14 protein-coding genes are annotated in these 15,496 nt (G+C 26.9%); 6 read left to right on the top strand and 8 right to left on the bottom strand.

Annotated elements, in window-relative coordinates; all coding sequences use genetic code 11:
* Positions 1-34: 34 nt before the first annotated feature.
* The 5 genes from BM072_RS08270 to BM072_RS08250 all read right to left on the bottom strand — a co-directional run bounded on the left by BM072_RS08270 (position 35) and on the right by BM072_RS08250 (position 4,575).
* On the bottom strand, positions 35-1,177 hold the full coding sequence (locus tag BM072_RS08270; RefSeq protein WP_092908188.1) for a hypothetical protein: 1,143 nt from the start codon (positions 1,175-1,177) through the stop codon (positions 35-37).
* Complete coding sequence (locus tag BM072_RS08265; protein ID WP_092908187.1) at positions 1,170-2,414, bottom strand: phage integrase SAM-like domain-containing protein; 1,245 nt, start codon at positions 2,412-2,414, stop codon at positions 1,170-1,172. The genes BM072_RS08270 and BM072_RS08265 overlap by 8 nt, the downstream gene beginning before the upstream one ends.
* A 306-nt stretch (positions 2,415-2,720) precedes the next feature.
* Positions 2,721-3,821: a Fic family protein gene (locus BM072_RS08260; RefSeq protein ID WP_092908186.1), complete on the bottom strand. Its 1,101-nt coding sequence runs from the start codon at positions 3,819-3,821 to the stop codon at positions 2,721-2,723.
* 98 nt (positions 3,822-3,919) lie between these two features.
* Positions 3,920-4,210 carry a hypothetical protein gene (locus BM072_RS08255; protein ID WP_092908185.1) on the bottom strand — a complete coding sequence of 97 codons (291 nt, stop codon included), beginning with the start codon at positions 4,208-4,210 and terminating at the stop codon, positions 3,920-3,922.
* 65 nt (positions 4,211-4,275) lie between these two features.
* The gene (locus BM072_RS08250; RefSeq protein ID WP_092908184.1) at positions 4,276-4,575 is read right to left on the bottom strand and encodes a hypothetical protein; all 300 of its coding nucleotides are present in this window, start codon (positions 4,573-4,575) and stop codon (positions 4,276-4,278) included.
* Positions 4,576-4,863: 288 nt separating this feature from the next.
* Between BM072_RS08250 and BM072_RS08245 the strand changes: the two genes are divergently transcribed.
* From BM072_RS08245 to BM072_RS08235, 3 genes are all read left to right on the top strand, one after another.
* Entirely contained in the window at positions 4,864-7,266 is a 2,403-nt protein-coding gene (locus BM072_RS08245; RefSeq protein WP_092908183.1) for an outer membrane beta-barrel family protein, read from the top strand.
* Positions 7,267-7,352: 86 nt separating this feature from the next.
* The gene (locus BM072_RS08240; protein WP_092908182.1) at positions 7,353-8,540 is read left to right on the top strand and encodes a sensor histidine kinase; all 1,188 of its coding nucleotides are present in this window, start codon (positions 7,353-7,355) and stop codon (positions 8,538-8,540) included.
* Complete coding sequence (locus BM072_RS08235; RefSeq protein WP_092908181.1) at positions 8,537-9,247, top strand: LytR/AlgR family response regulator transcription factor; 711 nt, start codon at positions 8,537-8,539, stop codon at positions 9,245-9,247. The genes BM072_RS08240 and BM072_RS08235 overlap by 4 nt, the downstream gene beginning before the upstream one ends.
* 51 nt (positions 9,248-9,298) lie before the next feature.
* Here BM072_RS08235 and BM072_RS08230 read toward each other — a convergent pair whose 3' ends face one another.
* Positions 9,299-9,598, bottom strand: a complete 300-nt coding sequence (locus BM072_RS08230; protein ID WP_092908180.1) for a hypothetical protein — start codon at positions 9,596-9,598, stop codon at positions 9,299-9,301.
* Positions 9,599-9,952: 354 nt separating this feature from the next.
* Positions 9,953-11,254, bottom strand: a complete 1,302-nt coding sequence (locus BM072_RS08225; RefSeq protein WP_092908179.1) for a T9SS type A sorting domain-containing protein — start codon at positions 11,252-11,254, stop codon at positions 9,953-9,955.
* 197 nt (positions 11,255-11,451) lie between these two features.
* Between BM072_RS08225 and BM072_RS08220 the strand changes: the two genes are divergently transcribed.
* The 3 genes from BM072_RS08220 (at position 11,452) to BM072_RS08210 (ending at position 14,789) form a co-directional block, all read left to right on the top strand.
* Positions 11,452-13,050: a helix-turn-helix domain-containing protein gene (locus BM072_RS08220; protein ID WP_092908178.1), complete on the top strand. Its 1,599-nt coding sequence runs from the start codon at positions 11,452-11,454 to the stop codon at positions 13,048-13,050.
* The gene (locus BM072_RS08215; protein WP_092908177.1) at positions 13,047-14,165 is read left to right on the top strand and encodes a tetratricopeptide repeat protein; all 1,119 of its coding nucleotides are present in this window, start codon (positions 13,047-13,049) and stop codon (positions 14,163-14,165) included. The genes BM072_RS08220 and BM072_RS08215 overlap by 4 nt, the downstream gene beginning before the upstream one ends.
* Positions 14,166-14,420: 255 nt before the next feature.
* Positions 14,421-14,789 (top strand): hypothetical protein, encoded by a 369-nt coding sequence (locus tag BM072_RS08210; RefSeq protein WP_092908176.1) that lies wholly within the window; start codon positions 14,421-14,423, stop codon positions 14,787-14,789.
* Between the two features lie 4 nt (positions 14,790-14,793).
* Here the strand turns inward: BM072_RS08210 and BM072_RS08205 are convergent, their stop codons facing one another.
* The gene (locus BM072_RS08205) at positions 14,794-15,489 is read right to left on the bottom strand and encodes a potassium channel family protein (RefSeq protein WP_092908175.1); all 696 of its coding nucleotides are present in this window, start codon (positions 15,487-15,489) and stop codon (positions 14,794-14,796) included.
* Positions 15,490-15,496 lie beyond the last annotated feature (7 nt).

Genomic DNA, 15,496 nt, shown 5'->3' with positions numbered 1-15,496 from the left:
ACACCTGATTGTTAATTGAAAGATAATCAGTATGTTAATTGATATATTTGAAAAGGTGATTTTTATAGTTTTCAATTATTTTATTAGAATTTTTATTCAAAAAAACGTAATTCTTTATTGATTGTTCACTTGTCGAGCTAACATTTAGATATTCAGCTAATAATTTAGGAAGTAATTTAGATAACCCTTCAAGGTACTCGGAGTCCTTTAAAAATGATAAAGCTGCATATAATTTGAATAAATTCTCTTTTTGAGATAAACAGACATTTAAAGTATCTCGACAGTAATTATATTCAACATTAGAATATTTCGTAGGATTTATATTTGTTAGATTATCCAGTATTACTCTAATCATATACCTGTGATCTACTTTAGATATTTCACGTAGTAAGATTATTAAAACTTTATAAATTAAATAGCTGTTATTGTTTTTGTTCAAATAATTTAAATTTTCTTTAATAATATTTTTATCAAGTTTTGATAAAGGAATACATCTTTCATTATTTAAGCTTCCATTTAATAAAACTAAAACTTCATTTTTATGAATTTTTGTATCAATTGATTTTTGATTTATTAGTGGAATGTAATCAAGATTTAAGATTCTGAAGAAGTTATTTATTTCGAATGTTAAATTGACATATGTATGATCATTATTTGATTCTTCTATTGATTTTAGAATATTGTTTTTTAATAATCTAAAGGCTTTTATATGCTCGTAAATAAAAAATGAAAATAGACAGTCTGTTAAACTAAAATGCCCTTTATTTTCAAATTCTAAATCTAGTTTAGCTGTGTTTTGATTAATTTTAAGATCTAAATCTTTTATAAACTTTGATTTCAGATTATTAAACAATGGATTAAGTAAAGTTGATTGAATTTCATACTTTAAGGCGATTAAATAGCATATAAAATATCCAGTTTCAAGTAATTTGGAGTATTCAGAAATGTTTGCTGAATATTTTTTTTCAAATAAGTGAATGTTTAGATTTTCAATTACACTTAATTGATTTTTAAGTAATGGAAAATGAATATCTATGTAATCAAATAGTGTAATAATATCATTGTAATTCAGATGTTCATTGATAATGTCTAAGAGATTTTCAATTTCAATATCTCCATTTTTGTTTAAATGAACTAAAACTTGATTCAATGGTGTATTTATCGTTAGTTTATTCACTTTTTTTGTATTTAACTGTATTCCAAATATCCATTTCCTTCTGCTTTTGTACTTCCTCAATTTTTACATAGCGTCTGAAAGATTTTTCATCTTTACTATTTGTGATATTTCTTAAAACACGTTCATTCATTCCTAAGATTAAACCATTTGTAATAAAGGTTTTTCGTGCTACATGGGAAGTGATTAATTGATACTTTTGAAATTTTTTATAAACTCTTTCAGTTCCAATAAAACGCACTAACTTAACTTCATCAAACCATTTTAATTCTTCGCAACAATCTTGAATTTTTTTATTTAATTTCTGTGAGTAAATTTTAGGAATTGGATTGTAAATTGTGTTTTTATATTTCTCTAAAATAGCTTTTGCAAAATCATTTAATGGAATAATATGATCATTAGTTTTGGTTTTTATTAAGGATAAATTAATATGATCGTCGTAAATATTTGCATTATTAAGATTGTAAATATCTGAATGACGTAAACCCGTAAAACAACCAAAACAGAAAAAATCTCTTGCTCTTTCCATAGATTTATTTTCAAATTTATGATTGTACAATTCCATTAATTCATCCATAGACAGATAAATAACTTCTATTTCATCTTCAGTACGTTTAATTCGTTTATATTCAATAGAATTATGATATTGTCGATCAAAACTCCATTGCATAAAGGTTTTTATGATTGAAATTAATTTTCCGTAGTAATTATTAACCGTTTTACGTTCTTCAAAACAATAAAGCATAAAGACTTCTTCAAATTTCTTATTGATAGTATCAAAACGTAATGGATATTTTGTAAAAGTTTTAAAATCTTTTAGAAAATTTTGTACTGTAGTATATTTTTTAATTGTTCCAGTAGCTTTGGTTAATTTTGAAACATCAATAAATTCTTGAAATGCTTCAAAAAAGTCAATCGAAATTTTAGTATTATCTTCATCGAACCTTTCATTAAATATTTGTTCTGAAAAATCTATTTCATTGTATTCAAAAAACTTGAAAATAAATTCAACTTTTTCAATTACAGATTGAATTTCTCTATTAGAAGCTTTGTAATATTCAAAGTAGGGGCTTTTCTTTTGATTATTTATTGAGAAATTATCTTTGTTCCAATCAACGTCAATTGTTTTAGCGTTGATATTTTTACGTATTCTGGACTTCCCATGCGTAACAACTAATCTGATAGGGATTAGACCATTTTTGTTGATTTTATCTTTCCTTAGCTCAAAATGATAATTCATTATAACAACTTTTAATTAGGGGGTCAGATAGGGGGTGTTTTTGAAATTAAAATAAGTTAAAATTGATTAAAACTAATTTATGTAAAATGCTAACTATCTGTTATATAATGTGTAAAAATACATTAAAAGTTAATAAAAACAAACAGAACTCCAAGTGGGACCACAAAAGCACCTTTTTAAAGGTGCTTTTTTTATTTAATAATGTTGATTTTTAATCATTTAGAGTTTTTACTGCATTTTAAAATCACCATTTTTCACCATAGTTTTGATACCCGTTTGATACCCATTTTTATTTAATTGAATAAATTACATATTCAACTCATACCTCACCGAACGCCCTGCACCTTCGGTAGTCAAAATATTTTTTTCTACTAAATCTTGTAAATCACGTGTTGCAGTAGCTTTAGAAGTTTTGGTAATGGATATGTATTTCTTTGCTGACATTTCTCCTTCAAAGCCTTCTGCTCCTTGATTCAACATTTTTATAACGACTTTTAGTTGACGCTCGTTTAAAAGTGGTTTTGTTTGATCTAAAAACTTTGTTTTATTTAAAGTAAAGTTGGTTATTTTCTTTGCTTGAATTTGTACCTCTAAAATAGTATTAGAAAAATACAAAATCCAGTCTGTAATTTCTAATGTTTGCTGAGCATCTTTTAATGCTTCATAATAATTCTTTTTATCCTTTTCAATTGTGCTTGATAAACTCATGATTAACGGACGATTAAAACTCTCTGATAAACATTTTTCAGCAATAGCACGTCCAATTCGTCCATTTCCATCTTCAAAAGGATGGATCGACTCAAAATATAAATGAGCAATGGATGTTTTAATTAAGGAGTTTTTAATATCGATTGATTCTACTTTGAATTCATTATACCAATTGACGAATTTTTGCATTTCGTTTGGAACATCCGTTGAAGGAGGAGCTTCATAATGTATTTTTTCTCGACCATAAGCACCTGAAACAATAACCATAGGTTCTTCACCAATTCTATAATTTCCTGCATTGATAGAGGTTGAATTTTCGAATAATATTTTATGCCATTCTTTTACTAAATCTTCAGTAAGTTCATTTTTAAAATTATTTAGAACATCAACCATTAATTCGCCAATTCCACGAGCGTTTTTATCTTTTATATGGCTGATAGAAGAATGAATACCAATTTTATTTTTGATTGAAGACATTACATCTTGACGACTATAAAATTCGCCTTCAATCTCAGATGTTTTAATGGCTTCATCAATCATAAATTGAATAATAGTTTCTTGTTTAATATCTTCGGGTAAAGTATCAATAATTCCTTTTAATTCGCCTATTTCCAATGCAAATTTTATTACAATTTGATCGATTACAGATGAATCATATTCAAATTTTGCCCAATTTTTATATTGCCAATTGTATTTCATGAGCCGATTATTTAATCTAATTGGCTCAAATATACTAAAAATATGAGCCGATTAGTAAATTTATTTGGCTCAAGATTAAATTGATATTGGAATGTTAATTAGTTTAGAATTTTCTCAAAATATTTTATGAGAAAATCTTCAAATACTTTTATCATATTAGATTCTACTTTATTATTTTTATCAATATTACCTTCTTTATCAATAATATAATCTTTGAAATTATGAATTCTCCAACTAGATCCAAAACGACTAAAATTATTACCTTTAGATGGATCATATAAAAAGATTTCTGTTCTATATACTATGCCTGCTTTTTTTCTAGCTAAACTAGAAGTGTAAATAAAAAAATCACTCTCAACGTCCTTGAAACCTGCTACACCCTGAGTCATGTCAATCTCTGTAGGCTTACGTATAATAATTAATTTTTGTAAATTATTTTCTAGACAAAACAGATTTACATACTCATTAAGTTTTTCGTTCTGCTTAGGAGTTTTGTAATTATGATTTTTAGCAAATAGTTAAAATCAAAATCGTAAGGATATTTTACTTCAAACCCTTTTTTTTCGAAATATTGATTTATAAATTCATTCATGTTATAATCAATTTTATGCTGATTTTTAAGTCTTAGCTTTAAAGTTCCTTCCAAATGAACATATTCTAAATCTAGGTTAATATTTGATACAATTCCAATGTTTTGAGCAAATGAAGTTTGAAGATTTAAAAAGAATATAAAAATTATAATACAGTTTTTCATAAAAAAAATATTAGCAAACTTAAAAATTATAAATATAAATAACACTTTAATTTCACTATTTCACACCATTTTTTTTAGCCAATTCTAAATAAGAGAATTCATCAATTTCATTGGTTTATCATCGGAATAAATACTATTTATAAATATTTTAATAATACAGATAATTCTTAGACCACTAGAAAATCTTTTATCCTTAAATATTCTATTTTCATCCTTCGTGGTTTCCTTTTTATCATATAAACTTGATATAGAATGGTCATCATTTTAGATTTGAAATAAATAAAATACATGAACAAATCAATTTTATCAAGTCTAATACTTTTTTTTGCTTTTAATTTAGCAAATGCTCAAAGTACTGTTTCAGGAAAAATCATTGATGAAGATGGAAATCCTATTTCATTTGCTGTATTAAGCATAAAGTCAAGTAATCATTCAGAACAAATTGTTATTGAAAAAATATCTGATGAAAATGGTGTATTCGAAGTATATATTCCTAAGAATGGTAGCTATATTATTACGTCTTATTATGGAAATTTTTCGGAAGCGAACCAGCAATTTGATTTTAATTCAACACAAGAAGAAATTACATTAACTGTTCAAAAAGAAGTAGATCAAGATGTTTCTTTGAAAGAAGTTTTTATAAAAAAATCTAAATCATTAATTGAACGAAAAATTGATAGAATTGTGATGAATATTGCAGATAATCCAAATTCATCAGGAAAATCATCAATGGATTTATTTAAACTAGCACCAGGAGTATTTGTTAATAATGGGAATATTTCTATCAATGGAGTATGGGGAACTCGAGTAATGATTGATGGAAAAATGCTTAATTTAAGTGGAGATGATTTAAATAATTATCTTCAGACTTTACGTTCAAATGAAATTCAATCCATAGAAGTTATAGCTCATCCATCTGCAGAGTTTGAGGCAGAAGGTTCAGGCGGAATTATTAATATTATTTTGAAAAAAAGTTCAAAACAAGGAATTAATGGTTATATCGGAAATGATTATTCTATAGGATTAGGAAAATATCCTTCTTATAATCCATATGCTGCTTTTAATTACAAGAGTGGGAAAATTGGTTTAAATGCAACTTATTCATATAATAATTCTAAAAATTATGAAGAATTAGAACAAAAAAGAGGTTTTCCAAATAATGGAGAATATGTTCAAAAAACTCACGATATACAGAAATCTAAAAGTAATCGTGTAAAATTAGGAACAACATATGATATTACAGAAAAACAATTTATTGGTATTTCATATACAGGTCAATTTAATAATTTTTCAAGTAATTCTATTTCTAATTCAAATATTATTTATCCAGATATTTCTAAAAACTTAAAATCAAAAGGGAATTTTCCTACAGATTCTAAATCTAAATATCATAATATTGGATTAAATTATTCGATAAAAACAGATACTTTAGGTTCTAAAATTACTTTCATTTCAGATTTTACAAATAATAAAAGAAAAGGAATTAGTACCAGCAATAGTCGAGATTATACTGCTTCAGATATTATAATAAAAGATACATTATTTAAATTTTATTATCCAAGCGAAGCAAAAATTTTTACAGCAGATGCAAAGTATAATTGGATTTTTAAATCTGGACAAAATCTAACTTTTGGTGCAAAGGCAACATCTACAGAAATTGACAATACAAATAAATATGAAGTTTTTGATAATACGTGGAATTCTGTGTCAAATCTTGATTTTCAGTTTGATTATAAAGAGGAAATTTATGGTGCTTTTGCTAATTTTAATGGTGAGTGGAAAAAGATAGAATATCAATTAGGTTTAAGAGCAGAACAATCTGATATTGAAGGAAATTTATTAGGTAATCAACAAGCTAGTATTAATCAAAGTTATTTGAATTGGTTTCCTTCTGTATTTATTAAAAAAAATCTAAATGAAAATGGAAGCAATTATTTATCATTTTCATACAACAGAAGAATTAAGCGCCCTTCTTATTTCGATTTAAATCCTTATAAATATTACATTGATAATTATTCGGTTTTAACGGGAAATCCATACTTAAAGCCTCAATTTACAAGCTCTTTTGAGTTGGGTAGTTTATGGAAAGGAAAATATTATGCCGCTTTAAGTTTTAGCGAAACAAAAGACGCAATTGCGCAAATAATTCAAAATAATTCAAATGAAGAATTATTGACTGTAATCAAAGATAATGCAGGTACTAATAAAGTTTTTACGGCAACTATAAGTGCTCCAATTTCAATCACGAAGTGGTGGTCAACAGTAAATAATATACTATTAACTTATACGATTTCTGAGTCACCATATTTTAAAATAGAGAAACCTTCTTTTATATTGCAAACAGAGCATGAAATTTTACTTGGAAATGGTTATAGTGCAAATTTGAACGGTTTTTATACACCTCAAATGGTAAGTGGTAATATTGTGACAGAAGGAATTTCTGGTATTGATATAGGTTTTCAAAAGAAATTTTCACAAAATCAATTAACTGCAAAAGTATCTATAAGTGATGTTTTTTATACAAATAATTACAAAGCTACAAGTTATTTTAATGACACAAAAATATGGATTTCACATAAAGAACAATCAAGAGTTTTTTCTATTTCATTGATTTATAATTTTAAAATAGGAGAGAATTTCAAAGCAAATAAAATAGATTCAAGCAGTACCGATGAAAAAGGTAGATTGTGATGATCTTAGAATCAAAGGAAATAAAGTTTCCTTTGATTTTATATATTTACAATAAATGTAATTTGACGAAATAAAGTTTTAATGCCATGGAAAATTCTTTAAAGAATACAGAACTAAACACACTTATCCAATTCATAAAGAATTTAGATTTTGACAAAATTTATACAAGAAAAGTTCAACTATTTTGTCATTTATTGATGTGGTTTTGTTATTTAGTATTGCATATAATTCATTTTTCTTATGGTCCGCAATTTTCAATAGAAACTACTTTGATTTTATCAATTAGGACAGTATTAAATGATATTGTAGTTTTTTATTTGTTTTTCTATTTACTGTTTCCGTTTATTATCAAACAAAGTAATAGTTTTAAATATACATTCTTTTTTATCGTATTATTATTTCCACTTCTTATTTATACTTGGTTAATCGCTGATTATATCATTTTTAATATTTTTAATAGTTTTGGAATTGAAATTAAGGATGAGGCATATAAAGATTTTGTAGATAAAATATCAAATACAAGTTTTTATGAAATTATAGGTTATAAAGCTGTACTTGGAAATTTATTTACCATAGTTCTTTCAATTTCGGTTTCGTTATTAATTAAGGTATTGTTTGATACACTTCGATTATTTTCAAATACTTTGAAAATAGAACAAAGAAAGTCAGATTTAGAGATCCAGAATATCAAAATAGAAAAAGACTTTTTGAAAGCTCAACTAAATCCACATTTTTTATTTAATACACTAAATAATTTATATCGATTAAGTTTGAAAAAAGATGATAAAGCTCCTGAAGTAATTCTTAATTTATCTGATATAATGGGATATTCTTTGTACGAATCGGATGCTGAAAAAGTTTCTTTGAATAAGGAGTTAGAATTTATTGAAAATTATTTTGAATTAGAGAAAATGCGTTATCCAAATTCTTATAACATTCAATTAAATATTGAAAGAAACGATGATACTATTGGTTTAATGATTGCACCTTTATTAACCTTTACATTTATAGAAAATGCATTTAAATATGGATTGAAGAATGAAGAAAGTGCCTATTTATCAATTTCTATTTCTGTTTTAAATGATTCTGTTAATTTTAAAATAGTAAATGATGTTTCCGAAATAAATAATGATAAACTAATAGAAAGAGGAGGAATTGGAATGAGTAATATAAAAAGAAGGTTAGAGTTACTTTATCCAAATCAATATAAACTGAATATTAATCAATTTAAAAATGAATTTATTGTTTCATTGGAAATAAAACTAAAATTATGAGCGAAAAATATAATTGTATAGTAATTGATGATGAGCCACTTGGTGTTGAATTGATAGAAGACTTTATTTCTCAAATATCATTTTTAGAAATAAAAAAAACATTTAATAAACCATTGGATGCGATGATTTTTTTACAAAGTAATAATATAGATATTGTTTTTAGTGATATAGAAATGCCACAATTAAATGGATTAGATTTGTTTCGTTCATTACCTAATAAACCTTATTTTATTTTTATAACTGCTCATAGAGACTTTGCTGTAGATAGTTTTGAAACAGGTGCAGTTGATTATTTGATAAAACCTGTTCGTTTTGAGCGCTTATTAAAAGCAGTAAATAGAGTTAAAGAGAATCTAGATATTCAAAAAAAGATATCAGAAGCTCAAGATAATACAGAGAGAATATTTATTAAAAGTGAAGGTAAATTCATTAAAATTTTATTAAATGAAATTATTTATATTGAAGCTCAAGGAAATTATATTAATATAAATACAACATCAAACTCTTATATAACTTTATCGACATTAAAAGCAATGGAAGAAATGTTGAATAATAAATTATTTTTTAGAGTTCAAAGAGCATTTGTAATTAATACAGAATTTATTCAGTCTATTAATGGAAATATGGTAGAACTTTCTAATGGAAAAATAATACCAATTGCAATTAATAAAAAAGATGAATTATTTGAAATATTGGGATTAAATTAAGTCGAATAATTTTTATTTTTGTGCAACGGCTATTGAAGCTAGTAGTTGTATTTACTCTTTTGGTCTGCTTGTCGTAATAATAACAACACCTGCTTCCCCAAAATTCCCAAAAATATTAATTCCTTTCTCTTTATCAATTGGAATTATTTTATCTATTTCTATTTTGGACAATTTTAATTTTTCTGTTTCTAAATCTTGATAGCGAAAAGGTTTTCCATCAATTACAACTATGGGTTTATCAGTAATTAATCCTTTAGTATACATTTTTGAAATAGTGTCTGAAAGGTATTCTTTATCTTTTCCTTCGTCTAATAATTCATATCTGTTTTGAGAATAAATAGAAACGGACATTAATAGTAGTACTGATGTAATAATTTTTATCATATGTGAATTTATTTTATAATCTTTTCGTCTGTAGATATAGCTGTATGCATACCATTTGGTCTATTTGTATCTGTTCAATTTGTTTTGATTGGACAAACGACCGTAATTTTTCTAAAATACGATTAAAATCTTAGAACAATGTCCATTTTTTACTGAAGAAATATATTAATAACAACAATACATTTTTTGTGCAATTTTTTTGATATATATAAAAAAAAAAGGCTTATTATTTAATAATTTCTTACTTCTGCTCAATAAAAAAGCAAGAATTGATAGCCAACTCTTGCTTTAAAAATGTTTAATCACTTAACAGATTTTCACTTACTCTTTTATGAATTTTATATTTTGTGTTTTATTGTTATTTACAATTTTCAAAATATAAGTTCCTTTTGCTAATGTAGAAACTTCTATTTTGTCTGTTGGTTGTATTGTTTTAATTTTTTGACCAATCATATTATAGATTTCTAAACTCCCAATTCTGTCTGCACCGTTGATGTTCAAGATATTTTTAACAGGATTTGGATAGATTGATAATTGTTTGATTTCAATAGCTTCAGTTGTTAAATATGAAGTAAGATCAATTAAAAATGCAACAGTTTGATTCCCTGCTTTTACACCAGTCCCTACAATTTTTTTTCCATCTTTTGAGATCGCAAGTGGAAGTCCGAAAGTTATACCTTTGGTATCAATACCTAAACTTGTAACATACTGGTTAAGATTTTTTCTACCATTTTCTTGTGTCCAAATAAAACCTTCGCCTGTCATTGGTAAACCTGGGAAAGCTCTAAAATATCCGATTACTATTTTGCCATCACCAGAAACTGCAGAAGATCCCCCTTCAAAAGAACCACTTGAGGATGGGTGTACAATTTCTTGATAACCCGTCGTCTCATTCCATACATAAGGAAATAAACGAGTATAACCAACAATTGTCTTGCCATCGGACGACATTGCGCTTGGTTCGCCAATGTGGTTACCTGAGTTATCAGTAAGATATTCTTGTACCCCATTTACCCATCTTACCGCTCTTCTAGAACCGTCGGCTTTATCTTGCCATCCTGTAATTATTGTTTTATCATCATTAATTGCATTGGCACGCGAACTTTTTCCAGTAACCGTACTGCCCAAATCAATCATCCCATTGGTAGCATCCCATTTTACACCGTGAGCTTTACCTGTATCTAGCCAGCCAAGTCCCACTACAGTAGAACCATCTTTGGATATTCCCCAAGAATTACTTAATGATCCGTCTAAACCTATTGTCCCAATGCCACCATGATGGGTCCAAGATTGTGTTTCAACATTGTAAACTGAAAGTTCATTCATATTATTAGTAGCATTGGTAACGCCCGCTGTTATTTTTTTTCCATCCTCAGAAATAAGTGCACTCCCGCCAAAAAGAGTATTGTTAGTAAGACCACCAATTTCTTGGAGTCCTTGTGTAGAATTCCAAAGATAAACTGTAGTACCTTTGTTTAGTGAAACTGTTCCGTTTTCTGAAACACCGCCTGGGAAATACATCCCGCCACTTGCTATTTCAAATACTTGTGCATTCATGAATTGAACTGCAACTAACGGGATTGCAAAAAATAAAGATTTTGCCGTTTTGTAAAATAATTTCATATTAATATTGTTTTAAGTATTTTTTGTTCCTCAATATTATATGAATTAATCCGTGAAGACAAGTTTTATACTTACAAGATTCATGAAACTTGTAATTTTCGAAAAATTAAAATACTAATAATCAGTTAGTTCTAATTTATGCTTGTTTCAAGATAAGAATCCACAGAATTAATGTATATTTAAACTCTATATTCTTTATGTTCACTAAAGGCACATTATATTTTCTATTTTTCTTGCTGTTTTCTATTTTGATGAAAAGCCAAAATGAGACTACCGATTCTTTTACATTAATTGATAAAGCGGTAAAAAAATTGTATCAAAATCCGGATGATTGTATTCAGTTTTCTCAAAATGTAAGCATCAATACCAAAAATGACGAGCAAAAATTGATTCTACAAAACATTATGGCGCAAGCTTATGCCATGAAAGGAAATTTTGTACAATCTATAAAAACCTCGTTAGAAGGAGATTCATTTCTTAATACAGAAAATAACACAGCTTTTTCGCAACTTTTTATGAATTATAGCATTGCAGAACAGTACCAAAATTTAGATTTATACCGACAATCAGAAAATAGTATTGACAAAATTTTATCAAAAGAAATCAATAATAAAAACCCCAATAAAATAATTACCATTGCAAAACTGTATCAATTACAAGCGCTAAATCTCGCGGTAACAAAGAAGATAAATGAAGCAGAAATTGCCTTTAAGAAAAGTAGTCAGCTTTTAAAAAACGTAAATAATGAAAGCCAAATCATTAAAACCGAAAATGAGCTTTTTTTGGCGTCTTTATTAATCAAAAAAAATAAAATTACAGAAGCCAAATTAAAGATTGAAACTATTTTACAAAACTATTCGGGGAAAGATTTTTATTATTTAGAGGCTTTTGCAAATGAGAAAATGTCGCGTATTTATTTCCTTCAAAAAGATTATGAAAAATCCTTAGACTATCTAAATATCGGCCTTTCAAAAATTGAAAATTCTAATTATCTTCCATTAGAATCGAAGATATATGAATTAATGTCAAAAAATTATTCGGTGTTGCAAGATTCGGAGAAATACCGAAAATATGATAAATTGTTTTTGGAAACCAACGCAAAATTAGAAAGTAATAAAAAAGACGGAATTAGATATCTCATCAAATTTATAGAAACGCAAGAAAATAATAATCTTAACTTTTTTCAACAAGCAGAAAAATCGAAAAATCTATTTTTAATCGGGTTTTGCATTCTCGGAATTGTTGGACTTTCGTTGTATTATTTTAACCAAGTTAAATCAGCTAAAGATTTACAAAAACAACTCAATTTCTTTGCAAAATTAAAAGATATTGAAAGTGTAAAACAAAAATCAACAACAACTTCTCCTATTTTTCAAAATGTTTTAGTTACCGATGAAACGGAAAAATCTGATAAAAAAACAGTTGTTATTTCTAAAGAAAAAGAAGACGATATTCTGAAAAAATTAGAAGAATTAGAACAATCTGATCGTTTTCTTAATAAAAATATGTCACTTTCTATTTTGGCAGGACAATTAGATACTAATACAAAATACCTTACAGAAGTGATTAACACTACGAAAGGTAAAAATTTCAATGCTTATATTAATGAACTCAGAATTAATCATATTGCTTATTTATTAAAAAATAAACCTGAGTTTTTGCAATATAAAGTAAGTTATCTGGCCGATTTTTCTGGATTTTCTTCGCATGGCGCTTTCACAACTATTTTTAAATCAGTTACAGGAATGTCGCCCAACACGTACATCCAACAAATTAAGAAATCTAAAAACGAATGAAAAAGTTAATTATTTTTATTGTTTTCACTTTTTCTTGGTTTTGTTTTGGACAAATTCCTACAGATTCTATCCTAAAAAAAGCACGGATTGGAATTTACGATAACCCCGATGAATCCTTAAGAGTTGGAAATGAACTTTTAGGAAAAGAGAAAGATCCAAATAAAAAAATAGAAATTTACCTTGTGATTTCTAATGCTTATGTTGCAAAACGGAATATCGACAAATCACTAAAAGTTTTATTGAAAGCAAAAGAACTTCTGAATGAAGCTACTACAGTAGAATTAAAAATAAATCTCGTGATTTACATTGCGATTCAATATCAACACATGGAACTTTTTAGTAAAAGTTTTGAAACTTTAGACGAAACAGAAAATTATCTTTCGAAAATACCCAACAGTAGTTCTAAATTTTCAAATCTAGGAAAAATGTATGCTATTCGTGGGATGATTTATAAAAGCCAAGCGAATCCAGAATTGGCTTTGGAGAAGTTTTTTATCGCTAAAAAAAACTTTAAACAAGCAAAATTATCCAAAGTAAATCTTTCTAACCTAAGTGTGGTTAGCTACAATATTGCGTATTGTTTTATTGAAATGAACCAATATCAAAATGCAAAAAAATATTTTATAGAATCGGCTTCTTTTGCGAAAAAAGCCAATGCAAAAAGTTTGGAAGCTTTCGCCTATAAAGGAATGGCAGATATGTATCATTTAAATAATCAACATCAAGAATCTCTAAAAATGTTGGAAGATGCTGAAAAAATGGCTGAAAATAGTGGAGATTTGCTTTTAAATGAAGGAATCTATAAAGGAATGGCAGATAATTATTTGGCTTTGAATAATTTGACAGAATACCAATTTTACAATAAAAAATTCCAAGATATTCGGTTTGAAAGAAAACAAAGTGAGCTGAAATCCATCAACAGTTCTATCGACAATCAAACGAAAGAAATGCAAAACAAAAGGGAAATTATTGCATCAAAATACACGAAAATGAATCTTGTGATTTCAGCAGTTTTCTTAATATTAGCAGGAATTTTAATTTATTTAATTTTGAAAAAAAGGAAAGCAAATTTAGCTTTTAAAAATAAAATTCGTGGGATTATGTTGAATGAGTAAAAAAGTAATGTGAACTAAATACTTGAGTAATTTTTTGTATTTTCAATTATAAAATAATTAGTCATAATTAGCTCAAAATCCCATTCAATTAAAAACGATTATCTTTGTGATTCTTGTACAAAAAGAGAATAAAATGAAGGAGGAGAATAAAGATAAAAGAAGTGGAACTCAAAAATTTATAGACGATGCATTTTTTCTATTTTTGATGATACTTGGTATATTTTGCGTTTTAATCATCGTTTTGGTAGTGTAAATGTGAAGTTATTTGATCCTTTTTTTACGCTTTATTTACTTGTTTGGATTGCAGTTAAAATCAGTCGATATTATGATTTTTCAATCGGAATAGTAAATGGTTATTTGACCGATTTTTTGGCTGTACCTGCCATGAGTCATTTAGGAAGTTATCTAATTTCTGTGTTTTATTTTAAACAAAATTATTATACTTATCCCATTTCATATTCACTTTTATCAGCAGTTGTCCTTTCTGCTTTGTTAGAAGGTATTATGCCGTTATTTTCTACTCAATATACGGCAGATTTTGTGGATGTCGTTTGTTATTTTTCAGGGGCTTTATTTTACGAATACATCCACAAATTTTATCTTAAAAAACGATATGCTATTTAATTTTTTATTGAATATTATATTTCTTTAAAAATCGGTAAATATCCTCATTTGCACCATAAATTACCAAAACATCATTCTTCTTAATTACTGTATTTGATGATGGAAAACCTTGTACTTCTGGTACAATTTTATATTGTCCAAGAAAACTCGCTTCTTCTTTGTTTTGAATAATTGTCATTACAAGAATATTGTGTTGTTTTTTGAACTGAATTTCGTCAAATGTTTTACCAACTAATTCATCAGGCGTAACAACTTCTATAATACTAAATTCTTTGTTCAACTCAAACGAATCGACAACGCCTTTTACATTCAGTTTTTTTGTCCAACGCTCTGCTGATTCAGCTTCTGGACGAATAATTTCTGAAACACCAATGGCTTGTAATACATTTTCGTGAAGCGAATTAATCGAACGACTAATCAAACGTTTTACATTTTTATTCTTAAAAATTGCAGTCGCCATAATGTTGGCACCTTCATTTTCGCCAATACTTATAATCACAATATCCGTATTGTTTAGTGGAAGTTTGTTAATTGCAATTTCGTCCGTCGCATCTAAACAAATCGTATAAGAAAGCTTGTCTTTTAAACCTTCTACACGTTGTATATTGTTATCAACACCAATAATTTCGTGCCCTAATTTTGACATTTTTTTACCCAATGCAGCGCCAAAATTTCCTAAACCTATAATTATTACTTTCATATTTTTT

Source organism: Algoriella xinjiangensis, from assembly GCF_900115015.1.
Classification (GTDB): Bacteria; Bacteroidota; Bacteroidia; order Flavobacteriales; family Weeksellaceae; genus Empedobacter; species Empedobacter xinjiangensis.
This window is presented reverse-complemented; position numbering and strand designations above follow the sequence as displayed.